Origin of the sequence: Nisaea denitrificans DSM 18348, assembly GCF_000426505.1 — a bacterium.
GTDB classification, from domain to species: Bacteria; Pseudomonadota; Alphaproteobacteria; order Thalassobaculales; family Thalassobaculaceae; genus Nisaea; species Nisaea denitrificans.
In genome coordinates this window covers 155138-180604 of record NZ_AUFM01000015.1, presented here as the reverse complement: position 1 = coordinate 180604, position 25467 = coordinate 155138, and the positions used below count along the sequence as shown (strand labels likewise).

General features: G+C 62.8%; 26 protein-coding genes and 1 other RNA gene. 20 read left to right on the top strand and 7 right to left on the bottom strand.

Annotated features, from left to right (window positions below):
* The first annotated feature begins 65 nt into the window (after positions 1 to 65).
* The gene (locus tag K328_RS25800; protein ID WP_051284805.1) at positions 66 to 1883 is read left to right on the top strand and encodes a methyl-accepting chemotaxis protein; all 1818 of its coding nucleotides are present in this window, start codon (positions 66 to 68) and stop codon (positions 1881 to 1883) included.
* Here K328_RS25800 and K328_RS23620 read toward each other — a convergent pair.
* Positions 1858 to 3591 carry an adenylate/guanylate cyclase domain-containing protein gene (locus tag K328_RS23620; protein ID WP_051284804.1) on the bottom strand — a complete coding sequence of 578 codons (1734 nt, stop codon included), beginning with the start codon at positions 3589 to 3591 and terminating at the stop codon, positions 1858 to 1860. The genes K328_RS25800 and K328_RS23620 overlap by 26 nt on opposite strands.
* Before the next feature lie 158 nt (positions 3592 to 3749).
* Here K328_RS23620 and K328_RS0111290 point away from each other — a divergent pair, with 158 nt between their 5' ends.
* Genes K328_RS0111290 through K328_RS0111275 form a run of 4 tightly spaced genes read left to right on the top strand, consistent with a single transcriptional unit; the run spans position 3750 to position 8270 of the window.
* Positions 3750 to 4475 carry an ABC transporter ATP-binding protein gene (locus tag K328_RS0111290; protein WP_028466070.1) on the top strand — a complete coding sequence of 242 codons (726 nt, stop codon included), beginning with the start codon at positions 3750 to 3752 and terminating at the stop codon, positions 4473 to 4475.
* A complete protein-coding gene (locus K328_RS0111285) occupies positions 4468 to 5202 on the top strand; it encodes an ABC transporter permease subunit (RefSeq protein ID WP_028466069.1) in 735 nt (244 codons plus the stop codon). The genes K328_RS0111290 and K328_RS0111285 overlap by 8 nt, the downstream gene beginning before the upstream one ends.
* Before the next feature lies 1 nt (position 5203).
* Positions 5204 to 7195, top strand: coding sequence for a Gldg family protein (locus K328_RS23615; RefSeq protein WP_036553919.1), 1992 nt, complete (start codon positions 5204 to 5206; stop codon positions 7193 to 7195).
* Between the two features lie 10 nt (positions 7196 to 7205).
* Positions 7206 to 8270, top strand: a complete 1065-nt coding sequence (locus tag K328_RS0111275) for a DUF4340 domain-containing protein (RefSeq protein ID WP_028466068.1) — start codon at positions 7206 to 7208, stop codon at positions 8268 to 8270.
* A 48-nt stretch (positions 8271 to 8318) separates the two neighbouring features.
* Here the strand turns inward: K328_RS0111275 and K328_RS0111270 are convergent, their stop codons facing one another.
* Positions 8319 to 9119, bottom strand: a complete 801-nt coding sequence (locus tag K328_RS0111270; protein WP_028466067.1) for a delta-class carbonic anhydrase — start codon at positions 9117 to 9119, stop codon at positions 8319 to 8321.
* 174 nt (positions 9120 to 9293) lie between these two features.
* Positions 9294 to 10328 carry a trans-3-hydroxy-L-proline dehydratase gene (locus K328_RS0111265; RefSeq protein WP_028466066.1) on the bottom strand — a complete coding sequence of 345 codons (1035 nt, stop codon included), beginning with the start codon at positions 10326 to 10328 and terminating at the stop codon, positions 9294 to 9296.
* A gap of 142 nt (positions 10329 to 10470) precedes the next feature.
* Here K328_RS0111265 and greB point away from each other — a divergent pair, with 142 nt between their 5' ends.
* The 5 genes from greB (at position 10471) to K328_RS0111240 (ending at position 14115) form a co-directional block, all read left to right on the top strand.
* Positions 10471 to 11025 carry a transcription elongation factor GreB gene (gene greB / locus K328_RS0111260; RefSeq protein WP_028466065.1) on the top strand — a complete coding sequence of 185 codons (555 nt, stop codon included), beginning with the start codon at positions 10471 to 10473 and terminating at the stop codon, positions 11023 to 11025.
* A gap of 11 nt (positions 11026 to 11036) precedes the next feature.
* Positions 11037 to 12020 (top strand): amidoligase family protein, encoded by a 984-nt coding sequence (locus K328_RS0111255; protein ID WP_036553917.1) that lies wholly within the window; start codon positions 11037 to 11039, stop codon positions 12018 to 12020.
* Positions 12017 to 12697, top strand: a complete 681-nt coding sequence (locus tag K328_RS0111250) for a gamma-glutamyl-gamma-aminobutyrate hydrolase family protein (RefSeq protein ID WP_028466063.1) — start codon at positions 12017 to 12019, stop codon at positions 12695 to 12697. The genes K328_RS0111255 and K328_RS0111250 overlap by 4 nt, the downstream gene beginning before the upstream one ends.
* Before the next feature lie 114 nt (positions 12698 to 12811).
* Positions 12812 to 13192, top strand: coding sequence for a carboxymuconolactone decarboxylase family protein (locus K328_RS0111245; RefSeq protein WP_028466062.1), 381 nt, complete (start codon positions 12812 to 12814; stop codon positions 13190 to 13192).
* A 2-nt stretch (positions 13193 to 13194) separates the two neighbouring features.
* Positions 13195 to 14115, top strand: coding sequence for an NAD(P)-dependent oxidoreductase (locus K328_RS0111240; protein ID WP_028466061.1), 921 nt, complete (start codon positions 13195 to 13197; stop codon positions 14113 to 14115).
* A 115-nt stretch (positions 14116 to 14230) separates the two neighbouring features.
* Here K328_RS0111240 and K328_RS23610 read toward each other — a convergent pair whose 3' ends face one another.
* Positions 14231 to 14626: a VOC family protein gene (locus tag K328_RS23610; RefSeq protein ID WP_036553915.1), complete on the bottom strand. Its 396-nt coding sequence runs from the start codon at positions 14624 to 14626 to the stop codon at positions 14231 to 14233.
* A 166-nt stretch (positions 14627 to 14792) separates the two neighbouring features.
* Here K328_RS23610 and ffs point away from each other — a divergent pair.
* The 6 genes from ffs to K328_RS23605 all read left to right on the top strand — a co-directional run bounded on the left by ffs (position 14793) and on the right by K328_RS23605 (position 20185).
* Positions 14793 to 14890: signal recognition particle sRNA small type (gene ffs / locus K328_RS26375), an RNA gene on the top strand.
* A gap of 20 nt (positions 14891 to 14910) precedes the next feature.
* On the top strand, positions 14911 to 16707 hold the full coding sequence (locus tag K328_RS0111230) for a DNA polymerase III subunit gamma/tau (RefSeq protein WP_028466060.1): 1797 nt from the start codon (positions 14911 to 14913) through the stop codon (positions 16705 to 16707).
* A 4-nt stretch (positions 16708 to 16711) separates the two neighbouring features.
* On the top strand, positions 16712 to 17035 hold the full coding sequence (locus tag K328_RS0111225; RefSeq protein WP_028466059.1) for a YbaB/EbfC family nucleoid-associated protein: 324 nt from the start codon (positions 16712 to 16714) through the stop codon (positions 17033 to 17035).
* 31 nt (positions 17036 to 17066) lie between these two features.
* The gene (recR, locus tag K328_RS0111220; protein WP_036553913.1) at positions 17067 to 17654 is read left to right on the top strand and encodes a recombination mediator RecR; all 588 of its coding nucleotides are present in this window, start codon (positions 17067 to 17069) and stop codon (positions 17652 to 17654) included.
* Between the two features lie 3 nt (positions 17655 to 17657).
* On the top strand, positions 17658 to 18575 hold the full coding sequence (yddG, locus tag K328_RS0111215; RefSeq protein WP_028466057.1) for an aromatic amino acid exporter YddG: 918 nt from the start codon (positions 17658 to 17660) through the stop codon (positions 18573 to 18575).
* On the top strand, positions 18572 to 20185 hold the full coding sequence (locus tag K328_RS23605; RefSeq protein WP_051284803.1) for a glycosyltransferase family 4 protein: 1614 nt from the start codon (positions 18572 to 18574) through the stop codon (positions 20183 to 20185). Before yddG ends, K328_RS23605 begins: the two co-directional genes overlap by 4 nt.
* Here the strand turns inward: K328_RS23605 and K328_RS0111205 are convergent.
* From K328_RS0111205 to gloB, 3 genes are read right to left on the bottom strand one after another with little or no spacing between them, the layout of a single operon-like run.
* Positions 20182 to 20625, bottom strand: coding sequence for a cupin domain-containing protein (locus K328_RS0111205; RefSeq protein ID WP_028466056.1), 444 nt, complete (start codon positions 20623 to 20625; stop codon positions 20182 to 20184). The genes K328_RS23605 and K328_RS0111205 overlap by 4 nt on opposite strands.
* 6 nt (positions 20626 to 20631) lie before the next feature.
* A complete protein-coding gene (locus K328_RS0111200) occupies positions 20632 to 21243 on the bottom strand; it encodes a glutathione S-transferase (protein ID WP_028466055.1) in 612 nt (203 codons plus the stop codon).
* Positions 21244 to 21301: 58 nt separating this feature from the next.
* Positions 21302 to 22072 carry a hydroxyacylglutathione hydrolase gene (gloB, locus tag K328_RS0111195; RefSeq protein ID WP_028466054.1) on the bottom strand — a complete coding sequence of 257 codons (771 nt, stop codon included), beginning with the start codon at positions 22070 to 22072 and terminating at the stop codon, positions 21302 to 21304.
* 126 nt (positions 22073 to 22198) lie between these two features.
* Between gloB and K328_RS0111190 the strand changes: the two genes are divergently transcribed.
* From K328_RS0111190 to K328_RS0111175, 4 genes are all read left to right on the top strand, one after another.
* Positions 22199 to 22981 carry a class I SAM-dependent methyltransferase gene (locus tag K328_RS0111190; RefSeq protein ID WP_028466053.1) on the top strand — a complete coding sequence of 261 codons (783 nt, stop codon included), beginning with the start codon at positions 22199 to 22201 and terminating at the stop codon, positions 22979 to 22981.
* Positions 22978 to 23262 (top strand): putative quinol monooxygenase, encoded by a 285-nt coding sequence (locus K328_RS25795; RefSeq protein WP_051284802.1) that lies wholly within the window; start codon positions 22978 to 22980, stop codon positions 23260 to 23262. Before K328_RS0111190 ends, K328_RS25795 begins: the two co-directional genes overlap by 4 nt.
* Positions 23263 to 23485: 223 nt before the next feature.
* Entirely contained in the window at positions 23486 to 24277 is a 792-nt protein-coding gene (locus K328_RS23595; RefSeq protein ID WP_051284801.1) for a chorismate mutase, read from the top strand.
* Positions 24278 to 24340: 63 nt separating this feature from the next.
* On the top strand, positions 24341 to 25465 hold the full coding sequence (locus K328_RS0111175) for a pyridoxal phosphate-dependent aminotransferase (RefSeq protein ID WP_028466052.1): 1125 nt from the start codon (positions 24341 to 24343) through the stop codon (positions 25463 to 25465).
* The last annotated feature ends 2 nt before the right edge of the window (positions 25466 to 25467 follow it).

The following is a 25467-nucleotide window of genomic DNA, read 5'->3' as shown; positions in this document are numbered from 1 at the left end:
CGAAATTTTAAGGGGTTTGGGAAAAGGTGCGCCATGCTTATGGGTTATATTTGAGGTCTCTTGAAATGCTGAATGCCTTTTCGATCCGCACGCGGATGTTCGCGCTGCTCGCCATTAACATTGCCTTTCTTGTTGGCCTCGCGATTTTTGCGAGCGCTCAACTCCGGTCTATCGGGGATGAGATCGAAGAGATTGCCGAGCTGGACGTCCCGATCTCTGCGCTGTTGACGCAAGTCACGACCCACCAGCTCGAACAGGCTATCCATTACGAGCGCGCAGTCCGGTACGGGGAAGAGATGAATTATCCCAGTGTACCTGCCGACGTGCGCGCGAAGGCAGCCAAGCTTTTCGAGAAAGAGATCAAGGCGTTCCACAAGTACTCCAAACTCGTGGTCGAGGAAGCCGAAGCGGTCCATGCCATGCATGACATTGCGGTGGAACGGGCACTGAATGCCGAGGCGCTCGCGCATTACGACAGCGTCGATAAGAGTATTGTTGAGATCCTCGAAGCTCATAAAACTTATGACAAGCATGTCTTGGAGCTCATGGAGAAACTCCGGTCCGGCGACAAGGACGGGGGCTTCGCGATGATCGCGGCGATCGAGAAAGAAGAGGAAATCTTCATCAAGGATCTGGAGGCGACCCTAACTAGCGTGATCGCCTTCACCGAAGCGACTGCGAAGCGTGCCGAAGAGCATGAGCATGCCGTCGAGACGATGCTGATCTACGTCACAGCAGTAGCGGTTATCTTCAGCGCTCTCATCAGCATCCTGATCGCCAACTCCATCCTGACGCCGATGAAAAAGGTGGTCGAGCTTATCGGCACTGTCATCGGCGGGAACACGGACGTCTCCGTCCCGGATGGATACCGCGCGGAAATGGGCCGCCTGATGGATGCGGTCGCGAAGTTGCGTGATTCAATTGCGGAAGTCGCCAGCGCGCGCGCAGCCCAGGAAGCTGCGGAGCAGTCTTCGGCTGAGGAGCGGAAGCGCTCCCTGAACGATATGGCGAACACTGTCGAGGCGGAGACGAACACCGTATGGGCCCGTGTCCAGAACGAGTCCAAGCACCTCAACGGTATCGCGGACCAGATGGCCGGGTCAGCCCACAATCTGGGTGAGAACGCCACGGCCGTGAGTGCCGCGTCCGAAGAATCTCTCGTCAATGCGGAAGCGGTTGCCTCCGCCGCAGAGGAACTGGCAGCATCCATCGCCGAGATTTCGAACCATGTTGCCCAGAGCGGTGACATCGCACAGTCGGCAGCAGCCCAGGCGGAACAGTCCCGCAGTGTTGTGGAGAGCCTGTCCGAAGCTGCCGGGAAGGTTGGCGAGGTTGTTGGCCTCATCAACGATATTGCCGAGCAGACAAACCTGCTGGCACTGAATGCGACGATCGAGGCAGCCCGGGCCGGAGAGGCCGGCAAGGGCTTCGCGGTGGTCGCATCGGAAGTCAAGAATCTGGCGACCCAGACGCAGAATTCGACCGCCTCGATCTCCGGCGAGGTCAACCGGATGCAGGAGGTGACGTCAGACGCGGTCAAGGCAATCACCAACATCATCGAAACCATTGCCAGCATCAATGAGAAGAGCGAGGAAATCACGGCCGCGGTCGAAAGCCAGGATCAGGCGACCCGTGAAATTGCCAGCAATGTGACCGAAGCGGCCGCTGGCGCGCGTGAAGTCACGGAGCGGATCACGGTCGTTTCCCGTGACGCTCAGGGCGTTGGCTCGCTGTCAGGTGAGGTTTCCACCGCCACGAAGCAGCTCGGCGATGAAGTCGAACAGCTCAAGAATACCGTCATCCGGGTTGTCCGCACGGCGACTCCCGAGGTTGAACGGCGGGAGAGGTCGATTCCGGTCAAGGAAGACCGCCGCTCCCGGTAACTGCGGACGGCAGAGCAGTAGCGTCGTTGACAAGACGGACGCTGATGCTCTGCTCCCGCCCGCGGGCGGTAACTTCCGCCCGCTCGCCAATTTCCAACGACATGCCCGCCGCCGAGATCACGGATTCCGAAAGGATGAGCTGGACGCCGTAATCCTTTGTCAGGGTTTCCAGGCGACTGGCGGAGTTAACGGTGTCGCCGACCGCCGTCAGGCCCCTCGTTTCCCGATAGCCGAGTTCTCCGACAATGGCCGGCCCGCCATGGATGCCGATGCCGATGCGCAGGGGCTCGTCGAGGTCCGCGGCCAGTGACTCGTTCAGCCGTTCGAGGTTTTCGCCCATGAGGCGAGCGGCTGTGATGGCGTTGCGGGCGCCGACCTCGATGCCCCGATCGATCCCGAACAGGGCCATGATGCCGTCCCCGATGAACTTGTCGATACGGCCGCCCGCGCTTTCGATGGCGTGGCCCATTTCGGAAAAGTAACGGTTCAGGATGAACACCGTGTCGTAGGGCAGGCGCTGTTCGGTCAGCTTGGTGAAGCCCCTGATATCGGCGAACAGCACGACGATGTCGCGCTCTTGGCCGGCGAGATAGTCCGGCCGCGCCCCCGTATCCTCGACACTTGCCTGCGCCGGCGGTAGCAGGGGCGTCACTTCTATGTCGACAGTGGGGACGGTCTGGCAGGCGAGCCGCACATTGTCCGGCGCACCGACCCGGTTGAGGACCTTGGCTTCGAGCTCGGACGGTGGCGGCAGGGCATCCAGTCCGATGCCGATCCGCACCCGGCAGGTGGAGCAGCGTCCGCGGCCGCCGCAGACGGAGGCATGAGGAATGCCGGCGCTCCGGCTGGTCTCAAGGATGGTGGCGCCGGGACGCAGTCCGACCTGCTGGCCGGTATGGTAGGTCAAGGTGACATCCGGCACGGCCTGCTTCAGCAGATGCAGGCGCACGGACCGGGCGGCAAAAGCCAGCAGAACCAAGCCGTAATAGCTGTATTCAGTGGTTTCCACCCAGCCCAGAAACGCTTTCTGTCCCTCCCCGCGCGGCAACTCGAAAGACTCCAGGACGAAACCGAGCCACGCGCTATCTTCCGCCATGCGCAGCACTTCCATCCCGGAGGCGACAAACCCCGCGAGGGAAAGCGACGGGATCATCACCGCGAGTGTGAGCCAGAGCGGCTGCAGGCGGCGGTATCCGGGTTTAAATCGCAGCCAGAGATGCAGGCCGATGCAGCCGTGAATCCATGATGCCAGCAGCAGTAAGGTCTGTGTGGCGATATAATGCGGCGCGAACTTCCAGACCACGAGTTGAACATAGAGATAGGACGGGTCGGCATCGAAAAACTCATCCAGGACCCGTGTCCCCATAAGATGGGCAATCAGGAACACCGGGATGGAAAGGCCGAGCGTGAGTTGGGCGAGCTCCGCCCGGCTCGTGTCCCGAAGGGAGTCTCGCCGATAGATGGCGACAAGCGCGATTACCAGGTGGACGGTCAGGGCGGAATATAGGGCTACGGTCGGGAGCACCTGGTGCCAGAAAATCGCGAACCACTTGCCGCTCGCCACCAGGGCGCCGATGGAGAAGATGCCGACGGCATGGTTCAGCAGATGGGAGGCGACATAGGTAAAGAGCACCAAACCGGAGAGAGTGTTCAGCCGCCGCCAAAGCGGGCTGTTCCAGCCACGCGGTTTCGCTAAATCGTCAGACAAGCATTTTGCTCCGGCTATCCGCGTCTGTTTAATTTGGTCAAAAGGGTATTAGATAATCAATCTTGGTAAAAACCCAATCCTTTGAATTTTCTGTGAGATCGGGTACACGAGCAGGAAGGCACACAGCAGATGCCGATAGGGGCCGGGTTCGCAAGATCATGAGTGCGCTACTATCTATTCAGAAGCTGACAAAGCGTTTCGGCGCGATCACAGCCGTCGACGGTCTGGAGTTCGAGGTCGGGCGCGGTGAGGTGCTCGGCTTCCTCGGCCCGAACGGGGCCGGCAAATCCACCACCATGAAAATGATCTCCGGTTTCTTGGCGCCGACCGCCGGAACCGTTGTCGTTGCCGGGCATGACGTGCGGCAGGAGCCGCAGGCGGTGAAGGCGGCGATAGGCTACCTGCCGGAAGGCGCACCGGCCTATCCGGACATGACGCCGTTGTCTTTTCTCTGCTTCGTCGCGCGCATTCGCGGGATTGCCGAAAAAGATGTGGCGGGCGCCGTAGAGCGGGTGATAGCGCAGACCCGCCTGTCCGATGTGGTGATGCAGCCGATCGAGACCCTGTCCAAGGGCTTCAAGCGCCGGGTCGGTCTGGCGCAGGCGCTGGTCCACGATCCCGAAGTTCTGATCCTGGACGAGCCGACGGACGGTCTCGATCCGAATCAAAAGCACGAGGTGCGCGGTCTGATCCAGAGCATGGCCGCGGAGAAATGCATCGTCGTCTCCACCCACATTCTGGAAGAGGTCGATGCGGTCTGTACCCGGGCCATGATCATCGCCCGGGGCCGCGTGCTGGCGGACGGCATACCCGCCGACCTGAAATCCCGGTCCGGCGCCGCAAGCCTTGATGATTATTTCCGCGAGGTCACCGATCATGCGTAACATCGGGCTGATCTTCCGGCGCGAGTTCGCCGCCTATTTCGCCACGCCGCTGGCGTACATCTTCATTGTCATCTTCCTGGTCATGGCCGGAACCATGACGTTTTTCGTCGGTGGGTTCCTCGCCCGCGACCAGGCCGACCTGCAGCCCTTCTTCGGCTTTCACCCGTGGCTCTATCTGTTCCTGGTGCCGGCCCTTTCCATGCGGCTCTGGGCCGAGGATCGCAGGCTCGGCACCATCGAGCTTCTGCTGACCCTGCCGATCACCATGGTCGAGGCCGTGATCGGCAAGTTCCTGGCGGCCTGGGCCTTTACGGGTGTCGCGCTGGCCCTGACCTTCCCGCTCTGGATCAGCGTCAATTATCTCGGCAATCCGGATAACGGCGTCATTGTCGCCTCCTATCTCGGCAGCTACCTGATGGCCGGCGCCTATATGGCCATCGGCTCGCTGATCTCGGCGATGACCAAGAACCAGGTGATCGCCTTTGTCGTCGCGGCGGCGGTCTGTTTCCTCTTCACCGTGGCGGGCTCGCCGATCCTGCTGAACTATTTCGAGAACTGGGCGCCGGGCGAGCTGGTCCAGACCATCGCCAGCTTCGGCTTCATGACGCATTTTCAGGCTATTCAGCGCGGTGTGATCGATCTGCGCGACCTGATCTTCTTCGGCTCCGCAATTGCCATTGCGCTGACCGCGAATGCCTATGTCATCGACTGGAAGAAGGCGGAATAGGATGAGCACTCCCTCTGCCCCAAACCCTTCGGCTCGAACCCGTAGCAGCTTCTTCACGCAAGGCCGTCTGGCCGTCGCAGCCCTGTTCCTGCTGCTGACGCTTTTCCTGGCAGTGAACGTGCTGTCCTCGGCTTTGTTCACCTCGACCAGGCTCGACCTGACCGAGGAAGGCCTGTTTTCGCTCTCCGACGGCACCGAAGCGCTGCTCGAGAGCATCGAGGAGCCGGTCACTCTGAAGTTCTATTACTCGGAGGCGCTGGGCCGGGAGGTTCCGTTCTACGGCATCTATGCCGGCCGGGTGCGGGATCTGCTCGACGAATACGCGGCCCGCTCGGACGGAAAGGTACGTATCGAGGTCTACGATCCGGAGCCCTTTACCGAGCTTGAGGACCGCGCCGTCGCGGACGGTCTGCAGCAGATACCGTTGCAGGAGGGTGGAGAGCAGGTGTTCTTCGGCATCTCCGGTACCAACCTGACCGACGATCTCGAGGTCATTCCGTTCCTGCAGCCGGAGCGGGAAACCTTCCTCGAATACGATATCTCGCGCCTGATCTATTCTCTTGCGAAACCGAAACGAACCGTCCTCGGAATCGTCACCAGCCTGCCGATGCAGGGCACGGTGCGGATGAACGCCATGGGGCAGCAGACCCCGGTGGCGCCTTACATCCTCGCGGACCAGATCGGTGCGACCTACGAGACCCGCTATCTCGATGCGGAATTCGACAAGATCCCGGATGACGTCACCGTGCTCATGCTGGCCCATACGGCCGAACTCGGCCCGCGTGCCCAGTTCGCGATCGACCAGTTCCTGCTCGGTGGCGGAAAAGCGCTGGTAATCATCGATCCATATTCAGAGACCGAAGGCGGTCAGGCGCAGTTCTTCGGGCAACTGGCGCCGGAACGCAGCAATCTCGCGACCCTGTTCGATCATTGGGGCGTGGTCTACGATCCGACCAGGATCGCGGCCGACCGGCTGACCGCGCGCAAGGTGCAACCGGGCGAAGGCCGGCGGCCGGTGGATTACGTGGTCTGGCTGGAACTCAAGGGCGGCAATATCGACCAATCCTCGCCGATCACCACGAATGTCGGCACGCTGGCCGTTGCCAGCGCCGGTCATATCGCTTTGGCCGACGGTGCGGCGGTGACGATGACGCCTCTGGTCTCGACCTCGCTCGGCTCGGCCGAGCTGAATGTCGAGCAGGTCAAAGGCATGCGTTCGCCGGAAGCCCTGCTGCGCAGCTACGAGCCCGGCCCGAAACCGCTGGTCATCGCCGCGCGGCTGACGGCCGACAAGATGACCACAGCTTTCCCCGACGGCCCGCCGGAGAAGATGCTGAAGGAAGGCGATGAGGCACCGAGCGCGGAAGACGATGCGACCTACAAGGCCAAGTTCCCGCAGGTCTTGACGGAATCGACCGCGCCGCTCGATGTGATCGTCGTCACCGACAGCGATATCCTGGCGGACCGGTTCTGGGTCCGGGTGCAGCAGTTTTTCGGCCGACGGGTGCCGGTGCCTGTCGCGGGTAATGGCGATTTCGTGCTGAACAGCCTCGATGCCCTGTCCGGCAGCAGCACCCTTCTGGGATTGCGCGGCCGTGGCTCGACCTCCCGCCCGTTCGACGTGCTGGAGCAGATCGAGCGCGAGGCTGAGAAACAGTACGCGGCCCGGGAAGAGCAACTGCAAAAGACCCTTGCCGATACGCAACAACGGTTTGACGAGCTGCGGCGCAGGATGCCGGACGGATCGGCGGCTATCGTGACGGAGAAAGAACAGGCCGAGATCGAGGCGTACCGGCAGGAAATTCTCCGGATACGCAGCGAGCTTCGTGCCGTGCAGCGCTCTGTCCGCGAGGATGTCGATCGGCTGGAGACTTCGCTCTGGTTCTACAATATCGCCCTGGTGCCGATCCTTATAACGGTCCTGGCGCTCATCCTTGCCTTCTGGCGCAGTCTGCGCCGCAGGCGCCGTCATGCGTCCGCGGCCGCTGGCTAGGGAGAGACCGATGCTGACTTTGCGTTCGCTTGGAATTCTGGCCGCTGTGACCGGAGCAGTGCTCTTGGCGGCAGTGCTTGCCGTTCTCTGGCGTCATGACACGACGATCTCCGTGGTGGACAACGTGCCGGCCTTTCCGGGACTGGAAGAGCAGATCCCCGATATCGCCCGGATCGAGATGTCCTGGAATAAAGATGGTGCGGTTGAGCAGGTGAGTGTCGTCCGCGAGGACGGAACCTGGCGCATTGCGGAACAGAACGGATATCCGGCGGACACCGGAAAGGTCCGGGGTTTTATTCTCTCGTTGTCTGAGCTGAAGCTGGTCGAGGCGAAAACAGCCGATCCCGCGCGCTATGCCCGACTTGGTGTCTCTGATGTGGCGGAGGCCAGCTCGGAGGCGACACGGGTACGGTTGCTCGGCCGGGACGGCGGCGCGCTCGTCGATGCCCTGGTCGGAAACGACCGGACCAGCGGCACCGGCGGTGCGATGCTCTATTTGCGGCAGAGCAGCGATGCCCGGTCCTGGCTTGCGCACGGACAGGTCGATGATGTGCAACGAATCGCCTCGTGGACGGATGAGGCGGTGGTGGATATCGGCGCCGACCGGATCCAGGAGATCCATCTGACGGCGCCGAACGGCGAGGTGCTGGAAGTGCGCCGTACGGGCGAGGGCGAGACGCCGTTCGCGTTGATGAATATGCCGGAAGACCGGAAATTCGCGACATTCTACACGCTAAACGAAATCACCGATGGGCTGACGAAACTGACCTTCGAGGATGTCCGGTCGATGAACGGCATGACCTTCGAGCCGTCGCTCGGCAACGCGATCTATCAGACCCGCGGCGGCCTCACCGTGATCGTCGATTTCGCGGAAGTTCCCGGCACGGGCGGCGTTGTTGAAACCTGGACGCATTTTTCGGTGAATGTCGCTCCGGATGCGACGGAAGAAGCCAAGTCCTTTGCCGCCGCCAATGCGGAGAGGCTTTCACGCTGGGCCTATCGCCTGTCGGACAGCCGTCTGCAGAGGCTCCGCCACAGCATGGAATCGGCAACGAAACCCGCCACCGAGGGCTGACCGGGAGGGGATTGAGCGGGAGAGGCTGGCCCCTCCCAAATCATGACTTCACTTGATCTTCGACAGCAGTGCCGGCGCGGTCACCAGCTGGCGCACGCCGTGCGACTTTTTCTCTTCGAAGACATTGCCCGCTTCGGCCCAGCGATTGAGCGAGTTGATATCGACCCGCGCGCAGTTCGGCCTGACGCTCCAGGTGACCTGAAGCGGGGAGCATTTCGCTTCGGTGTAGCTGGGCCCGGTCGTTGAGCCGGCAAATACCACGGGATTGCCTGTGCCGGTCGGCAGCGCCTTGGGCTGATGCAGGCCGCCAGCCATATGCCCGTCATAGGTCAATGTGGTGAAGTCGATGGCGTTCGGGTCGTTCACCACCAGGAAGGCCTGGGCTTCGACACGCAGTTCCGGGTTGGCGCAGGCCTCGCTGAGGCAGGAGCCCAGCCCCGGCCCGGGGGCAACCGCGCAGGAGCTGAAGACCCAGTGGACTTCAATCGTGTCGCCCGGTTTCACGTGACCAAAGGCGCCGGAACCGCCAGCGGGTTCGGCAAGCTCCGCCGCCGAGAGAGCGCCGGAATCGTTGCATTTGTATCCGCCATAGTCGCCGCCGCCGGCAAAGACTGAAAAGCCCGGGCCCTTGTGCTCGGCATTCGTATGCGTGTGGATATTGCAGAGATTGAGCTTGTCGGAGGCAGGGGCGAGGGAGAAGAGGCGCGCGTTGGTTCCGTCCCGCTGCGTGATATCGCGTGGTGTCTGCGGGCCGTAGCCGGTGCAGATATCAGCCGCATTGACCGGGCCGTTTACGCCGGAAATGGCAAGCAGCGCTGCCATGCCGACAAATGCACAGAGTTTCCTCATGTCTTTTCCTTTGCTTGGGATCATGGGCGCCCTGCGTCCGGCACATGATCCGTTTTCGCTTCTCGCATCTCTCATATGCTCAGCAGAGCTTCCCGTGGGCGCAACCAGAGAGAGTATGGAATAAAACACAATTGAGCTTGATCGCGTTGAGTTTTACCACACAGGAGCATGCCTTCAGACAGCGCCACAGGGCCAGGTATCGCCGACCCGGTAGCCGCCGGGCCAGGGGTCTGTCGGGTCGAGCAGGTACTGAAAGTTTCCGGTAATCCAGGCACTGCCGGTGATCGAGGGAATGATCGCGGGCAGCCCGCCGATCTCGGTCTCTTCCTCGATGCGGCCGGTGAAGGTCGACTCGATGATGGACCGGGCGGTGAGCCGGTCTCCGACATTCATGCGCCCGGTGGCGCATAGCAAAGCCATGCGGGCGGAAAGAGCCGTTCCGGTTGGGGAACGATCGATCTTGCCGGGCTCGATGGCGACGGCATGCCGGGTCTCCAGCCCCTTTTCACCTTCAATGAGCGCTCCTGCGAAGAGGCAAAAGGAGATGTGCCGCCAGTCCGGGTTCGTCGGATGGCTGAAGCCGAGCTGTTCGGTCGCCGCCCGTGTGAGCCGGGCGCCGAGATCCGCGAGATCGCGGCCTTCGTCTGGCCGGATGGCGAAACCGAGGGCATCAGCGTCGACGATCACGAAGCTGTCCCCGCCATAGGCTGTCGACACCGTCAGGGGGCCGTGTCCTTCCACCTCAAGCGGCACGTCGATGGCAGCGGCGAAGGAGGGGTGATTGCGCACCGTAATGCTTTCCGCCTTGCCGTCCCGGCAGTGCGCCTCGATTGCGACCAGACCGCCGGGCGCCTCAAGCATGAAACGGGTCACCGGCTCTTCCATCGGCACGATGCCGGTTTCCAGCAGGACGGTGGAGACGCAGATCGAGTTCGAGCCGGACATGGGCGGGGTGTGCACCGGCTCCATGATGATCCAGCCCATGGCGGCGCGCGGGTCTTTCGGCGGCACCAGCAGGTTCACATGCCGGAAGACGCCGCCTCGCGGCTCGTTCAGCATGAAATCACGGAGCGTCCCGTCCTCGGCGATCCAGCGGGCCTGCTCCCAGATCGTGTCCCCCGGCGGCGGCGCCACGCCTCCGACAATGACATCGCCGACTTCGCCCGCGGCGTGGCAGCCGACTACATGCACCTGTTTCATGCTTCTCATGGAACTTTTCCGCTCCTGCGCTATTTCCCGATCAGTAGCGCATGACGATGGCAGGCCAGGCAACAGGTCTGCTTGAACAGGGGCAGCTATGTCTGCACTCTGGGGATCGGCCCACGTGTGGACTGACGGTCAGAAAGCAGAGATGAGCAAAGCCTTCGTCAAAGAGAATGACAGCGACTTCGAGGAAGAGGACGAGATCCCCGATCCGTCCCCCAAAGGCGTCAAGAATTACATCACGCCGCCGGGCTTCAAGGCGCTACAGGATGAGCTGAAGCAATTGCGCCGGGTAGATCGCCCCAAGATCGTCGAGATCGTGTCCTGGGCAGCCGGGAACGGCGACCGTTCCGAGAACGGGGATTACATCTACGGCAAGAAGCGGCTGCGCGAGATCGATCGCCGCATGCGCTTTCTGCTGAAGCGGATGGAAGCTGCGGAAATCGTCGACCCGGCCGCACAGCCGAACAAGGACCGGGTGTATTTCGGCGCGACGGTCACCTACGCGGACGAGGAGGATAACGAGCGAACCTTCCGCATCGTTGGCATTGACGAGGCCGATCTTGACCGTGGCGATGTCAGTTGGATCTCGCCGATCGCCCGGGCCTTGCTGAAATCCGAGATTGGCGACGTGGTCGAGGTGCGCACCCCGCGCGGTCCGCAATCGGTCGAGGTAATCAAGATCTCATACGAGAGCAAATAGCAGGAGCGCCGATGCCCGTTTCTCCCAAATTGCCTCCGGTCGCAAAGACTGCGAAAGGACAGGACCGCAGGGTCGGTGTCGAGCTGGAATTTGCCGGGCTGTCGGTGGAACAGACGGTGGATCTCCTGCTGGATGCCTTCGGCGGCGAGGCGGAGAAAATCGACGCGCACCGCACCATCCTGCGCCATGAAGAATGGGGTGAGGCCACCGTCGAACTTGATCTCCAGTATGTGCATGGGAATTCCGGTGCGGAAGGAACAGCGGACAGCTCCAGCTCCCTGTTCAGGGACTTTGAGCTGCCGGACGACTGGCGCGGTCCGCTGGGCGATGCCCTGACCGGGCTGGTGCCGGTGGAGATCGTGTTTCCGCCGATCCCCTGGTCCAGTCTGGGGGCGCTTGATGACGTGTTCGCGCTCCTGCGCCGGCATGGGGCCCTCGGCACCCGGGAAAGCGCGTTTTATGCCTTCGGGCTGCATCTGAATGTGGAGGTCGCAACCGGTGCGCCGGAGGAAATCCTGCGTGTCTTGCAGGCCTATCTCCTGCTGTCCGAAAATCTCAGAGACGCGGTAGCCGTCGATATCACCCGCCGCATTCTGCCGCACACTGCCCATTTCCCGGAGAGTTACGCGCGGAGAATTCTCTCGCCTGACTACCCGGCGGACCTTGAGACAATGATTGACGATTATCTCGAGATGAATCCGACCCGGAACCGCGAGCTTGATATGCTGCCGCTCTTTACCCATCTGGCGCCGGAACGGGTACGCAGCCGGATAACGGATGTCCTGATCAAACCGCGCCCGACCTATCATTATCGCCTGCCGAATGCCGATCTCGGCGATCCGGATTGGTCTGCGGTAACCGAATGGAACCGCTGGGTTACGGTGGAAGAACTGGCTGCTGATCCGGAGCGGCTTGGCGCGGCCATCGTCAGTTTTCGCGCGGCAAGACAGGCCGGTTTTTCCGGGCGTTTGCGCCGCTTGTTCGGTGTTGAATGAGTAACCGCTACCGCCCGCTGATCGGGATCTCCACATCCAGCAAATCCGGTTTGATCCCGCTGTCCTTTCACCGGTTCGCGATCTGGCGTGCCGGCGGGCGGAGCGTTCGGCTCGGGCCTGACCGTCCGCTTGATGCCGATGCGCTCGATGGGGTGATCATCGGCGGCGGCAGCGATCTCGCGCCGGCGCTCTATAGCGGCGAGGTTACGATAGAGGAGGCGATTGATCCGGAGCGGGATGCCTTCGAGCTCGCGCTGCTCGATCAGTTCAGGGATGGAAAACGACCTGTCCTCGGCATTTGCCGTGGGGCCCAGATCCTGAATGTGTATTTCGGCGGCGATCTGCACAATGAAATCTCCGAGGCCTATCCCGGCACCCGGGCCCGGCGGACGCCGTTGCCGGTGAAGCGGATCGAAATCGACGAGGGATCGCGCCTGCGAGAAATGCTCGGGGTGAGCTGGTGCCAGGTGAACAGTATTCACCATCAGTCGGTCGATAGAATCGGCGAGGGCCTCCGGGTGTCGGCACATGATCGGCGGGGCATGGTGCAGGGGATCGAGAGTACCGGTGACCAGCTTTTTTTCGGGGTGCAGTGGCATCCGGAATTTCTGGTTTTCAACCGGCCGCAGCAGCGCCTTTACAAGGCACTGATCCGCGCCGCCGCCGGGGAAAAGTAAACCCCGCTTTCTTGCCGATTGAGGCTGCGGCTCGTTCCCGACCGCTCTCTGGTCAGCCACGGCCGGTCTCGGTACCTTCGTATACAATTACGAAAATCAAGGGAGGAGACCCCAATGGATCTGGATCAGCTTTTCGAACAGGGCTTGGCGACCCGCAAGAAGGTGCTCGGCGACGAGTATGTCGAGAACAGCTTCAATAACGCGGACGAGTTCTCGATGATCCTGCAGAAGTTCGTCACCACCCACGCATGGGGAGCATGCTGGGGCCGGGACGGACTCGATTTGAAAACCCGCTCGATGCTGAACCTCGCCATGCTGTCCGCGATGGGCCGCGAGCACGAACTGCGCCTGCATCTGCTTGGCGCGCTGAACAACGGCGTCACCAAGAAGGAGATTGCGGAGATCTTCCTGCAATCGGCGACCTATGCCGGCTTCCCGGCTGCCGTCAGCGCCTTCAAGATCGCTCGCGAAGTCTTCAAAGAACAGGGAGTCTGAGCATGGCTTCCGACACTAAACCGATCGTCGGCTGGATCGGCCTCGGCATGATGGGCTGGCCGATGGCCCGGCATATGGTCGAGGCGGGCTACGACGTGCGCGTTTTCGATCTCAGACCTGAGGTTTCCCAGCGATTCGCGGGTGAAATCGGTGGCGAGGTGGCGCCGAGCCTGGAAGCGCTTGGCGCGGCGTCGGATATCGTCGTCACCATGGTGCCGGACGGCAAGGCGGCCCGCATTGCGCTGCTCGACGGTGCGGACAATGCCTCGAAGGGCATGAAGAAAGGCGCCGTCGCCATCGACATGAGCTCGTCGGAGCCGACCGGTACGGTCGAACTTGGCGCGGCGTTGAAGGAAAAAGGCATCGTGCTGTGCGATGCACCGGTCTCCGGCGGCACCTGGCGGGCCGAGGAAGGCTCGCTCGCCATCATGCTCGGCGGTGCGGACGAAGCGGCGCTCGATGCGGCCGAGGCGATCATGGAGCCGATGAGCCGTGTGGTCATCCGCACCGGCCCGCTCGGCTCAGGCCATGCCATGAAGTGCCTGAACAACTATCTCTCGGCCATCGCCCTCAGCGCCACCAATGAGGCCATTCTGGTCGGTGCCAAGTTCGGCCTCGACCCGAACGTGATGATCGACGTGATCAACGTCTCGACCGGCCGCAGCAACAATACCGAGACCAAGTTCAAGCCCTCGGTGCTGACCCGCAAGTTCGACGCAGGGTTTGCCACCGCCCTGATGACCAAGGATGTCGGCATCGCCGCGGGCCTTGCCGAAAGCCAGGGTCAGGACATGCCGATCCTGAACCTGCTGACCGGCATCTGGCGTGAGTTCAATGAAGCCCATCCGGGCAGCGACCATTCCGCCTCTATCCAGTATTGGGAAGAGCGGAACGGGGAGAAGCTGGAGCCGACCAAGGGCTGATTGTTTCGGAAGCAAGCCCGTCTTCCCTGGGTTCCTGCTTTCGCAGGAATGACGACCTTTTTAAGCCGTCATCCTCGCGCACGCGGGGACCCAGAGATCATTGGGTCGCGGTGGATCAGAGCGGCCTGCCAAAGAAGCAGACATAGCCGTCCGGATCGGCAATCTCGAACCCCCTCAGGCCGTCGTCGGTGTCGGCGAGAGGCTCCTTGAACGCAACGCTGCGCTCTTTCAGCTCTTCGGCGAGCACATCCGGATCGGCGACATGGACGAATGTGTCCCAACGGGCCCATTCGTGCCGGACATGGTTCGGAAGAGGCGGGACGGTCTTGTCGATGGACTTGACCATGATCTGCGCCTGCCCGCGCCCGACAATGGCAAATTGCGGATCGCTCTCCGGTGCCATGAAGCGGCATTCGAAGCCCATTTTCTCAAGATAATGCTCCAGAGAGACAGGCAGGCTTTCAACGATGAAAAAGGGCGTACACGGCCCCAGACTTGTACTCTCGGACATGCAGTCTCCTCCGGGCGGTGCTTCTGTTTCAGGCGCACTTATTCAGGGAATTTATGCAAATGACACTCATTATCAAGAAATGTTTTTAGCATCGACCGGAGTTGCTTACGCTTCGCCGGGCGGACTCTCCTTGCATTCCGCACCGTTCCCCCGATATAGAACCCTCGGAAGGCTGGGACGGACGAGCTCCTCGCCAATCCGGTCAGGTCCGGAAGGAAGCAGCCGTAACGAGTTTTCGCTCGGGTCGCTTCCCAGTCTTCCACCTCTCCCCTATGATCTCCCGCATGGACGATCAGACACCTTCCGAGACCATTGAGGGCCCCGCGGGCGACGTTGTTGCGCCACCTGCGGAATACCGTGTGCTCGCGCGGAAATACCGGCCGCAGACGCTCGACGACCTGAAGGGTCAGGACGCGCTTGTCCGCACCTTGCGCAACGCACTGGCCTCCGGCCGTCTGGCGCACGCCTTTGTGCTGACCGGCGTACGCGGGGTCGGCAAGACGACGACGGCGCGGATCATCGCCAAGGGCCTGAACTGCATCGGGCCGGACGGTTCCGGCGGGCCGACCGTGACGCCCTGCGGTGTGTGCGACCCCTGCCGGTCGATCACCGAGGACCGGCATGTCGACGTGATGGAGATGGATGCGGCCTCGCGCACCGGCGTCGACGATATCCGCGAGATCATCGACGGGGTGCGCTACAAGCCGGTTTCCGCCCGCTACAAAGTCTACATCATCGATGAAGTGCATATGCTCTCTCGCAACGCCTTCAACGCGTTGCTGAAAACGCTGGAAGAGCCGCCGGAGCATGTGAAATTCATCTTCGCGACGACCGAGATCCGCAAGGTGCCGATCACCGTGCTGTCGCGCTGCCAGCGATTTGATCTGCGCCGATTCGATGTTTCCGAGCTGATGGAGCTTTTCGGCACCATCTGCGGCAAGGAAGGCGTCGAGGCGGACGAGGAGGCGCTGGCGCTGATTTCCCGCGCCGCCGACGGCTCGGCCCGCGATGGTCTTTCGATCCTCGATCAGGCGATGGCACTGTCGGACGGCCGGATCACGGCGGCCCAGGTGCAGGACATGCTTGGCCTCGCCGACCGGGCGCTGGTTTTCGATCTGTTCGAGAAGGTGATGGGCGGCAATATCGCCGAGGCACTGGGCGATGTTCGTTCCATGTATGCTTCCGGCGCCGATCCGGTGGTCGTGCTGCAGGATCTGCTGGATCTGACCCACCTGATCACCCGGCTGAAAACAGCCCGCGACTCGGCACTGGAAGGCGCTTCCGAGCTGGAACGGACGCGCGGCGTTACCTTCGCGGACCAGTTGACGCTGCCGGTTCTGGCGCGGACCTGGCAGATGCTCCTGAAGGGGCTCGGTGAGGTTCAGGCTGCGCCCTCGACGCTGGCAGCGCTTGAGATGGTGCTGATCAGGCTGGCCTATACGGCGGACCTGCCGCCGCCCGGCGATCTGGTAAAGGCGATCAAGGCGGGAAAGCCTGACGCGGCTCCGGGACGCCAACCGGCGGCCGCGCAAAACCAGACGGCACCTCAGACGGAACGCACTCCGGCACCGGTCGCGATGGTGCCGAAGCCAGTCGCCGCTCCGCCATCAGCCCCGGAAGAACCGGTGGCGCCAGCTATACCCGAGACCTTCGAGGCTGTGGTCGCCCTGTTCGAGGAGCATCGCGAGGCACTGCTGCACGCACAGCTCAGCCGCTCGGTCCGGCCGATCTCCGCAGAGGCGGGACGGCTGGAAATCGTGCTCGATCCCAGTGCGCCGGACAGTCTGCCGGGCCAGGTCGCAGCCAAGCTGAAGCAGTGGACGGGCATTCTCTGGACCGTCGAGTCGAACGATGCGATGCCGGGCGACGAGGACATCCATACCCTGGCGGAGCGCAAGGCGAATGCCGAGGCGGCGAAGCGAAAATCGATCTCCGAACACCCGGTGGTCGCAGCGGTGCTTGAAGCTTTCCCCGAAAGCACGATAGAAGCCATTCGACCGCTGGTCAGGGAGATCCCCGAGGAGGCTGCCCCGGAGGCCGCTCCTTACAGCGACGAAGACAGTCAAGCGAACGAGGCATGACCAGATGAAAAATCTCGGCAACATGATGAAGCAGGTCCAGCAGATGCAGGAGCGCATGCAGGAAATGCAGGCGGAATTGCAGGAACTGGAAGTCGAGGGCTCCAGCGGCGCCGGTATGGTCACCGTCCGGATGACCGGCAAGGGCGAGATGAAGGGGATCAAGATCGATCCCTCCCTCGTCGATCCGGCCGATACCGAGGTGCTGGAAGACCTGATCATCGCCGCCGCCAACGACGCAAAGGCGAAGGCGGACGAGAAGATGCAGGACGAAATGCAGAAGCTGACCGGCGGGCTGCCTTTGCCGCCGGGCTTCAAGCTGCCGTTCTGATCCGATAGCGGCCGGCAGGACAGCCCAAGCGATGGATGAGCTCGACCGCGTCATGCACTATCTGGCGAAGCTGCCGGGCCTCGGCCCGCGCTCGGCCCGCCGGGCGGTGCTGCATCTGTTGCGCAAGCGGGAAACGCTTATGCGCCCGCTGGCCGATGCACTCGGCGCGGCGGCGGAAGCGGTGCGCGACTGTTCGGTCTGCGGCAATCTCGATGCCAGCGATCCCTGTCACATCTGCAATGACGAGAGCCGCGACGGCTCGGTGATCTGCGTTGTCGAGGATGTCGGCGATGTCTGGGCGCTGGAGCGGGCCGGCGCCTTCAAGGGTCGGTATCACGTGCTCGGCGGCCTGCTCTCGGCGCTCGACGGTGTCGGTCCGGACGATCTCAATCTCGACGGGCTGATCGCCCGTTCCGGCGCACCGGACGTGAAGGAAGTGATCCTGGCCATGGATGCGACCGTCGACGGACAAACGACGGCGCACTACATCTCCGATCGGCTTGCCGGGCTCGATCTCTCCATCACCCGTCTGGCGCGCGGCGTTCCGGTCGGTGGCGAGCTTGATTTCCTCGATGACGGAACTCTGACCCAGGCCCTTAAGGCCCGCCGGGCTCTTTAGGATATGGACCAGCGTGCAGTCCGCCTGAAGGCGACCGCCATCGGTTTCACCGCGGTGCTCATGTGGGCGGCGCTGGCGCTGTTCACCGCGCTCACCGGCAAGGTGCCGCCGTTCCAGCTTCTCGCTATGTGCTTCACGGTGGCGACCCTGATCGCCTGCGTCTTCTGGCTGATCCGGGGGGAAAACCCGCTCAGCTATATGCGGCAAAAACCGATGGTCTGGCTGCTCGGGGTCGGCGGTCTGTTCGGCTACCATTTCTTCTATTTCGTCGCGATCGATAACGCGCCGACCGTCGAGGCCAGCCTGATCGCCTATCTCTGGCCTTTGCTGATCGTTATCTTCTCGGCCTTGCTGCCGGGTGAGCGGCTGCGCTGGTTTCATGTCGCGGGTGCGTTGCTCGGGCTGGGCGGAGCAGCCCTGCTGGTGACGCGCGGCCAGAGTCTGGAACTCGATCCGCGTTACAGCTTCGGCTATGGCGCGGCCTGTGTTTGTGCCGTTACCTGGTCCGGGTACTCGGTGCTGTCGCGCCGCTTCGGTTCCGTTCCGACCGAGGCTGTCGGTGGCTTTTGCGCCGTCGCGGCCCTGCTCGGCGTGATCTGTCATCTGCTGTTCGAAGAGACGGTCTGGCCGGACGGCATGCTGGAATGGGGTGCGGTCGCCCTGCTCGGGCTCGGCCCGGTGGGCGGCGCTTTCTTCACCTGGGATTACGGTGTGAAGCGCGGGGATATCCAGGCGCTCGGCGCGTCGTCCTACGCGGCGCCCTTGCTGTCGACGCTCCTGCTCATCCTGGTCGGGCTGGCGCCCTTCACGGCGGTTGTCGCCCTGGCCTGCCTGTTGATCGTTGGCGGCGCCGTGCTGGCTTCGAAGGACATGATCTTCCGGCGGAAGACGCCGCAGTCGAACACGAAGGAAGAAGAATGATCGGACGTACCGCTCTTCACTTTGTCACGGAGGCGGGTGATCCATCCCGGCTTGTCGGACGCCAGGTTGCCAATGCCGGTTTTATCTCCGCCTATCTCAACCACGGCATAGAAGGTGCGGTCCCGATACATGCGATGCCGGTCGATTTCGAACGCTTCAAGGCGGATTTTCCGACGGACCGTGAGCTGATCCATGTCCCGGCTCACCAGCCGCGGAAACTGGCAGATCAAGGCGGACTTTTCATGCCGGGACCGGCGCTGGCGAAGCGTGCCTGGCATCGCCGCCTGATCGGGCGTGGGCGTTATTCGCTGACTGGTATCACGCATGCAATGGCCTCGTCCCGGGCGCAGGACGCAGTGCGTGACATGCTGGTGGCGCCGATGACGTCCTGGGATGCGCTGATCTGTGCGTCGGAGCCGATCCGGGGGCTGGTCCGTTCGCTGGCCGACGGTTATGCGGACGCGCTTGGCGATATTGTCGGGCGAAAGCCGACTTTCCTGCCGCAATTGCCGGTGATCCCGCTCGGGGTCGATGTCGGCAGCTTCTCCGCCATCGATCCAGCAGCAGGCAAAGCCTTTTGCGCGGCACAGGGGATCGCCGAGGACAGTTTTGTCGTGTTGTTCCTCGGGCGGCTCAGCTATCACACGAAAGCACACCCGACACCCTTCTATCGGGCGCTGGAAATGCTGGCGGCGAGGATCGGCCGACCGGTCACGCTGATCGAGGCGGGTTGGTACTACAATCCGGAAACCGAAGCGGCCTTCGATGCGGCGGCGAAAAGCTTCGCGCCGAATGTGCAGGTGATAAAGGCGGATGCCCGCGACCCGGCAGTGAAAGCCGCCGTGCTGGCCGCGTCTGACGTGTTTGTTTCGCTCGTGGATAATGTGCAGGAGAGTTTTGGGCTGACCCCGGTCGAAGCGATGGCGGCGGGCCTGCCGACGGTGGTCAGCGACTGGGACGGCTATCGCGATACGGTGGTGCATGGCGAGACCGGCTTCCTGATCCCGACCCTGATGCCGCCGCCCGGCGCGGGTCATGAATATGCTTGGCGTCTGGCCGCCGAGCAGGACGATTACGACGTGCATGTGGGTGTCGTGGCCCAGCATGTGGCGGTGGATATTCCGAAGACGGTCGAGGCTCTCGCTGTTCTTGCAACCGAACCGGAGGTGGCGGGGCGCATGGGGGAGGCGGCCCGGAGCCGTGCTCTTCAGACATATGACTGGCCGGTGATCGTGCGCGCCTATGAAGCGCTCTGGCAGGAGCTGGAAGAGCGCCGGGCTTTCTATATTGAAGAAGAGCCGAAGCCGAGCCCGCAGATTACGGATCCGTTCCGCAGGTTCGCGGGCTTCGCCAGTGAGACCATTGGCCGGGCTTTCAAGGTTCAGCCTGTAAGCGATGCCGAAGCCTTGCTGGATCAATTGGCGCAAAGCCCGATCAGCGCCATGGACCGGCGGTCGTTCGATGATGGAAGAGCGCTGGTTGCCGCCATGCGTCAGCAGGGTGTCATGGAAATGCAGGAAGATCTGCCCGAGACCGCCGTTTCCGAGGCGGCACGCACTTTCCGTGCGCTTGCCTGGTTGCTGAAGATGGGCGTGATTGAACGGCTCTAGCTATTGCGTGGGATCGGCCGCCAGTCGGGCGGTGCCATTTCGAAGCCGGAAAAATCGAAGGCAGGCGCCACGGTGCAGCCGACGAGCGTCCATTCTCCGAGGCTTTCCGCCGCCTGCCACCAGCCTTCCGGCACGACGACTTGCGGTTTCTGCCCGGCCAGCACGTCGGGGCCGAGATGATGCGCTTCTGCGTCATGCCCGTTCGGCGATAGGGTCAGGACGAGCGGTGCGCCCGCGTAATGATGCCAGATCTCGGTCGCGTCCGTGACCCGGTGCCAGGCGGAGACTTCTCCGGCCGGCAGCAGATAATAGATCTGCGTGACCGCGCCCCGGCTGCCGTCGCCCGGCGCGTCGCGCCAGGTTTCGGCGTAATAGCCGCCCTCGGGATGCGGCTGCATCCCGAGTTTCGCGACGATGGCTTTCCAGTCGGCTGAGCTCATGATCGATCAGGACGGCGGCTGGGTTTCCTGCATCGATTTGCGCTCGGAGAACTTGGCGTACCAGGCGCCGAGCGCCGGATAGTTCTCGCGCCAGCCGATATCCGGATAGCGGAAGTCGAGATAGCCGCAGGCGCAGGCCGCGCCGACAATTCCGGCATCGATCCTGTCGCCGAAAGACGCGGCCGCGCCGTCGAGAGCCTTCAGCGCGCCGTGAACTTTCTTGATCTGGCCGTCGGCCCAGTCGTCCCATTGCTTTTCGGCCGGGCGCAGACCGCGCTCGTAGCGGGCATTGACCGCCGCATCCATCAGGCCGTCCGCCAGGGCTTCCATAGCAAGCACGTCCCAGCGCGCGTCGCCTTCCGCCGGGTAGAAGGACGGGGAGGCGACCAGAGAGTCGAGATAGGCCGTGATGACGCGCGAATCGTACAGGCCTTTGCCGTTATCCAGCACCAGCGCCGGAATTTTCGCCACGGGATTGCTGGCGGCGAGCTCCGCACTCTGGTTGACCACCGTGGTGGTTACCTTGGCCAGCTCGACCTTGTCCTCAAGCCCGAGTTCCTTGATGAACACGAGGACTTTCCGGACGAATGGGGACGCCGGGGAATAAAGCAGTTTCATGTGTTGTTCGCTCCCTTGGAAAACCGGCTCTGAGAACCGGCAGGCCCCGATCTAGGGCTTAGAAATTGTCCTTGCGATGCCGCACTTCGGTGAAGACCGCGACCGGATCGGCACCCTCCATGCCGATGGCGGCGGCCAGCGCCGGATCGTCCGCGCGCAGGAACGGGTTCGTCTCCAGCTCATCGCCGAGTGTTGACGGCACGGTCGGCTTGCCCGCGGCCCGCGCTTTGTCGATCGCCTCCGCCTGGGCTTTCAGCCTGGCGTTGCCGCCATCGACCGAAAGCGCGAAGCGGGCGTTCGACTGGGTATATTCATGGCCGCAATAGATCCGGGTCGAGGCCGGCAGGGCGCGCAGTTTTTTCAGCGAATCCCACATCTGCTCCATCGTGCCTTCGAACACCCGGCCGCAGCCGAGCACGAAGAGCGTGTCGCCGGAGAGCAGGATATCCGAATCCGGGAAGAAGAAGGCGATATGGCCCAGCGTATGGCCCGGTGTCTCGAAGATTTGCGCCTTGTGCCCGGCAAACTCGAACGCATCGCCCTCGGCCAGCGTGACGTCCATACCGGAGATCCGTGCCGTCTCCGATTTCGGGCCGACCAGGGTGCAGCCGTATTTCTCCCGCACCGCCTCGTTGCCCTCGATATGGTCGCCGTGATGGTGGGTGTTGATGATGTGGCTCGGCTTCCAGCCGCGTGCCTCAAGCGCCGCGATCACCGGCGCCGCTTCGCCGGGATCGACCACGGCGGTCGCGCCACTGTCCGCGTCATGCAGCAGGTAGACGTAATTGTCGGATCTGGCGGGGACCAGCACCACTTCGAGACGGGCCATTGCTTCGCTCCTTGGAATCCGGTGGGGCATCGTGAAAACGCAGGCGGGACCGTAGCATCAACCTTTTGACGCGGCCAAGCGGGCGACTATGATCCCTTCGCGACATGTGAACTGCCGGTATGGAACATGTTCAACGATGCAGTCGATCTCTGGGATTTTTACGGCACGCGCGTCGGGCAGGTAGCCCGGCGGATGATCCGCCGCCGTATCCGTGAGCTATGGCCGAACACCAAGGGCGAGACCGTGCTCGGGCTCGGTTACGCGACGCCGTTCCTGCGCCCGTTCCGGGACGAGGCGGAACGGGTGATCGCGGTCATGCCGTCCCAGCAGGGCGTGCTGCACTGGCCGCGCGAGGGCAAGGGGCTGGTCTGTCTTTCCGACGAGGCCGAGCTGCCGTTGCAGGATGTCTCCGTCGACCGGGTGCTGCTGGTCCATGCGCTGGAATGCACCGAGCAATTGCGACCCATGCTGCAGGAAGTCTGGCGGGTTCTGGCCGGGAACGGCAAGCTGCTGGTCGTGGTGCCGAACCGGCGCGGTATCTGGGCCCGGCTCGATCGCACCCCCTTCGGACACGGCCATCCCTATTCCCCCTCGCAGCTCTCGCGCTTGCTGAAAGACAACATGTTCGCGCCCTCGCTCACCGCGCATGCGCTCTACATGCCGCCTTCGAACTCGCCGCTGCTGCTGCGTTCCGCCTCCGCCGTGGAAAAACTAGGCGAGCGCTGGTTCAACCGGTTCTCTGGCGTGGTACTGATCGAGGCAACGAAACAGATCTATGCCCGGCCAAAGGGGCGGGCTGTGAAAATCAGGCAACTGTTGCCAATGCCCAGGCGCCGGGCGACAGCCCTGAACACAGCCGGCGGTCATGGCCAATTGGCTGAAAATTTACAGAGGAGGAAACCGAAATGATCGTGATCGCCGTGAAGCTGGTTGTTGCCGAGAGTGACGCCGCAGCCTTTGAGGCGCGTCTGAAGCAGCACGCCGCCAATAGCCTGACCCAGGAGGGCTGCAAGGGCTTCCTCGTCGCCCGCGATCAGGAAAACCCGGGTGCTTTCCAGCTCTGGGAATCCTACACCGACATGGCGGCATTCGAGGAACACAAGGCGGCCGATTTCATGGCCGATTTCCGGGAATTCTCGACCCCGCTGGTCAAGGAGCGGGTGCTGGCGATCTGCGACCAGATCGCCTGATCTGCGCATTAATTTTCCGATTTCCGGGACAGCTGGTCAGGCATTCAACCAGCCGAAGCTGTCCCGATTTCCGCCAACCGGTTCTCTGTCCGCTTGAATTCGCTGCCTGCCACGGCTATTGCTAGCCGCCGCGCCGGGAGTTCGACGGAGTACGACTCTGCGGCATTCTTCTTTTTTCGGGTCCGATTGGGCCCGTTCGGGGTTCGATTGGAAGGCTAGTCCGGTGAGCACGCTTGATGATCTGAGGCGGGAGATCGACGGGATCGACGTGGCTTTGCACGATCTGTTGATGCGCCGTGTCGAGATCGGCAAGCAGGTCGCCGACGCCAAGGGCGGAGACCGAGGCCCCTATTTCCGGCCGGGCCGCGAGGCGCAGATCATCCGCCGCCTCGTCGCGCGCAATGAATCCTACCTGAACATTCCGACGCTGATCCGGTTCTGGCGTGAGATTCTGAGCGCCAACCTGAACATGCAGACGCACGTGCATGCCGCAGTCTACCTGCCGGAAGGCGCCGAGAAGGTCTACGATCTGGCGCGTGATCATTGCGGTATCTCGTCGACGATCGAGCGTATGGACAGCGCCGAAGCTGTGCTGAATGCGGTTGCCGCCGGCGCGGCGACGCTTGGCGTGCTGCCCGGCTTCCCGATGACCGCTGCACGATGGTGGCCGCAGCTGTGCTCCGACAGAACCGGTCTGGCGACGCCGCGCATCATTGCGCGGCTTCCTTTTTGCGAGACTGGTGCTGCTGTCGGGGTGAATGGTTTCGCAGGCGATGCCTTCATCGTCGCCGGGCAGGAGCCGGAAGCCTCCGGTGAGGACAAGACGCTGTTCGCGGTGCGCGACGGCGTCGAGATCGCGGGCGATGTGGTGGATGAAGGCGACGGCTACCGGCTGATCGAACAGGACGGGTTCCTGGAGATCCCGGAAGGGCTGGAGCGACATCTGGGCGGCCGCGAAGGCGAGGTGCCCTATTACCGCATCGGCGCTTACGCGGTCCCGGTTCACGCCGGCTGATTTCTCGGCCCGCCGCCGGACCCAGATCCGATCTCCCTGTACGCTTTTTGAACTGATAAAATCATGTCTTCCAGCAATAAGACGCCATCGATCAAACCGAAATCCTCCATCGCGACCATGGTCAGCTACACGCCGAACCACGGTGGTGCGAGCAAGCCGGGGCGGGTGATCCGCCTGTCCGCGAACGAAGGCGCTCTTGGCATGAGCCCGAAGGCGCTCGCGGCCATGCACACGGCCGATCCGGACCTGCACCGCTACCCTGCCGTCGCCGCCAGCCGGCTGGCGGAAGCGGTGGCAAAGCGTAATGGCATCGATCCGGCCGGCATCGTTTTCGGTTGTGGCTCCGACGAGCTGATCCAGACGCTCTGCCTCGCTTATCTCGAGCCGGGCGACGAGGCCATCCACACCCAATACGGCTTTCTGGTCTACCCGATGGCGACCCGGATTGCGGGCGGTGTGCCGGTGATGGCGCCGGACGACGAATACACCGTCAGCGTCGATGCGATCCTCGCCGCTGTCAGCGACCGCACCCGCATGGTGTTCCTCGCCAATCCGAACAACCCGACGGGCACCTATATCCCGCAGGAAGAGGTGAAGCGCCTGCGGGCCGGGCTGCGGGACGATATCCTGCTGGTGATGGACGCCGCCTATTGCGAATACGTAACGAAGAACGACTTCGACAGCGGTATCGAGCTGGTCGAGGCGCACGACAATGTCGTGATGCTGCGGACCTTCTCCAAACTGTACGGCATGGCGGGCCTCCGGCTCGGCTGGGCCTACGCGCCGAAGGATATCGCGGCGACGCTGGAAAGCATCAAGCAGCCGTTCGGTGTGAACTCGCTGGCCATCGCGGCCGGCATCGCCGCGGTCGAGGATCTGGCCTTCCAGGAAGCGGTGGTCGAGAGCAACAACCGCTGGCTGCCCTGGAGCGTGGAGAAGTTCACCGAGCTCGGTCTTGAGGCGCTGCCGACCGTGACCAACTTCCTGCTGCTGCGTTTCCCGGGAGAAGAGGGGCGCAATGCCGCAGCGGCCCGCGCTTTCCTCGCGGACCGGAACATTCTGGTGCGGGAGATGGCCGGATACGGCGTGCCCGACACCGTGCGGCTGTCCATCGGTACCGGCGAGGAAATGCGCGATGTGGTCGATGCGCTGGCAGACTTTCTCGGCAAGGAAAGGCCGGCATCATGAGC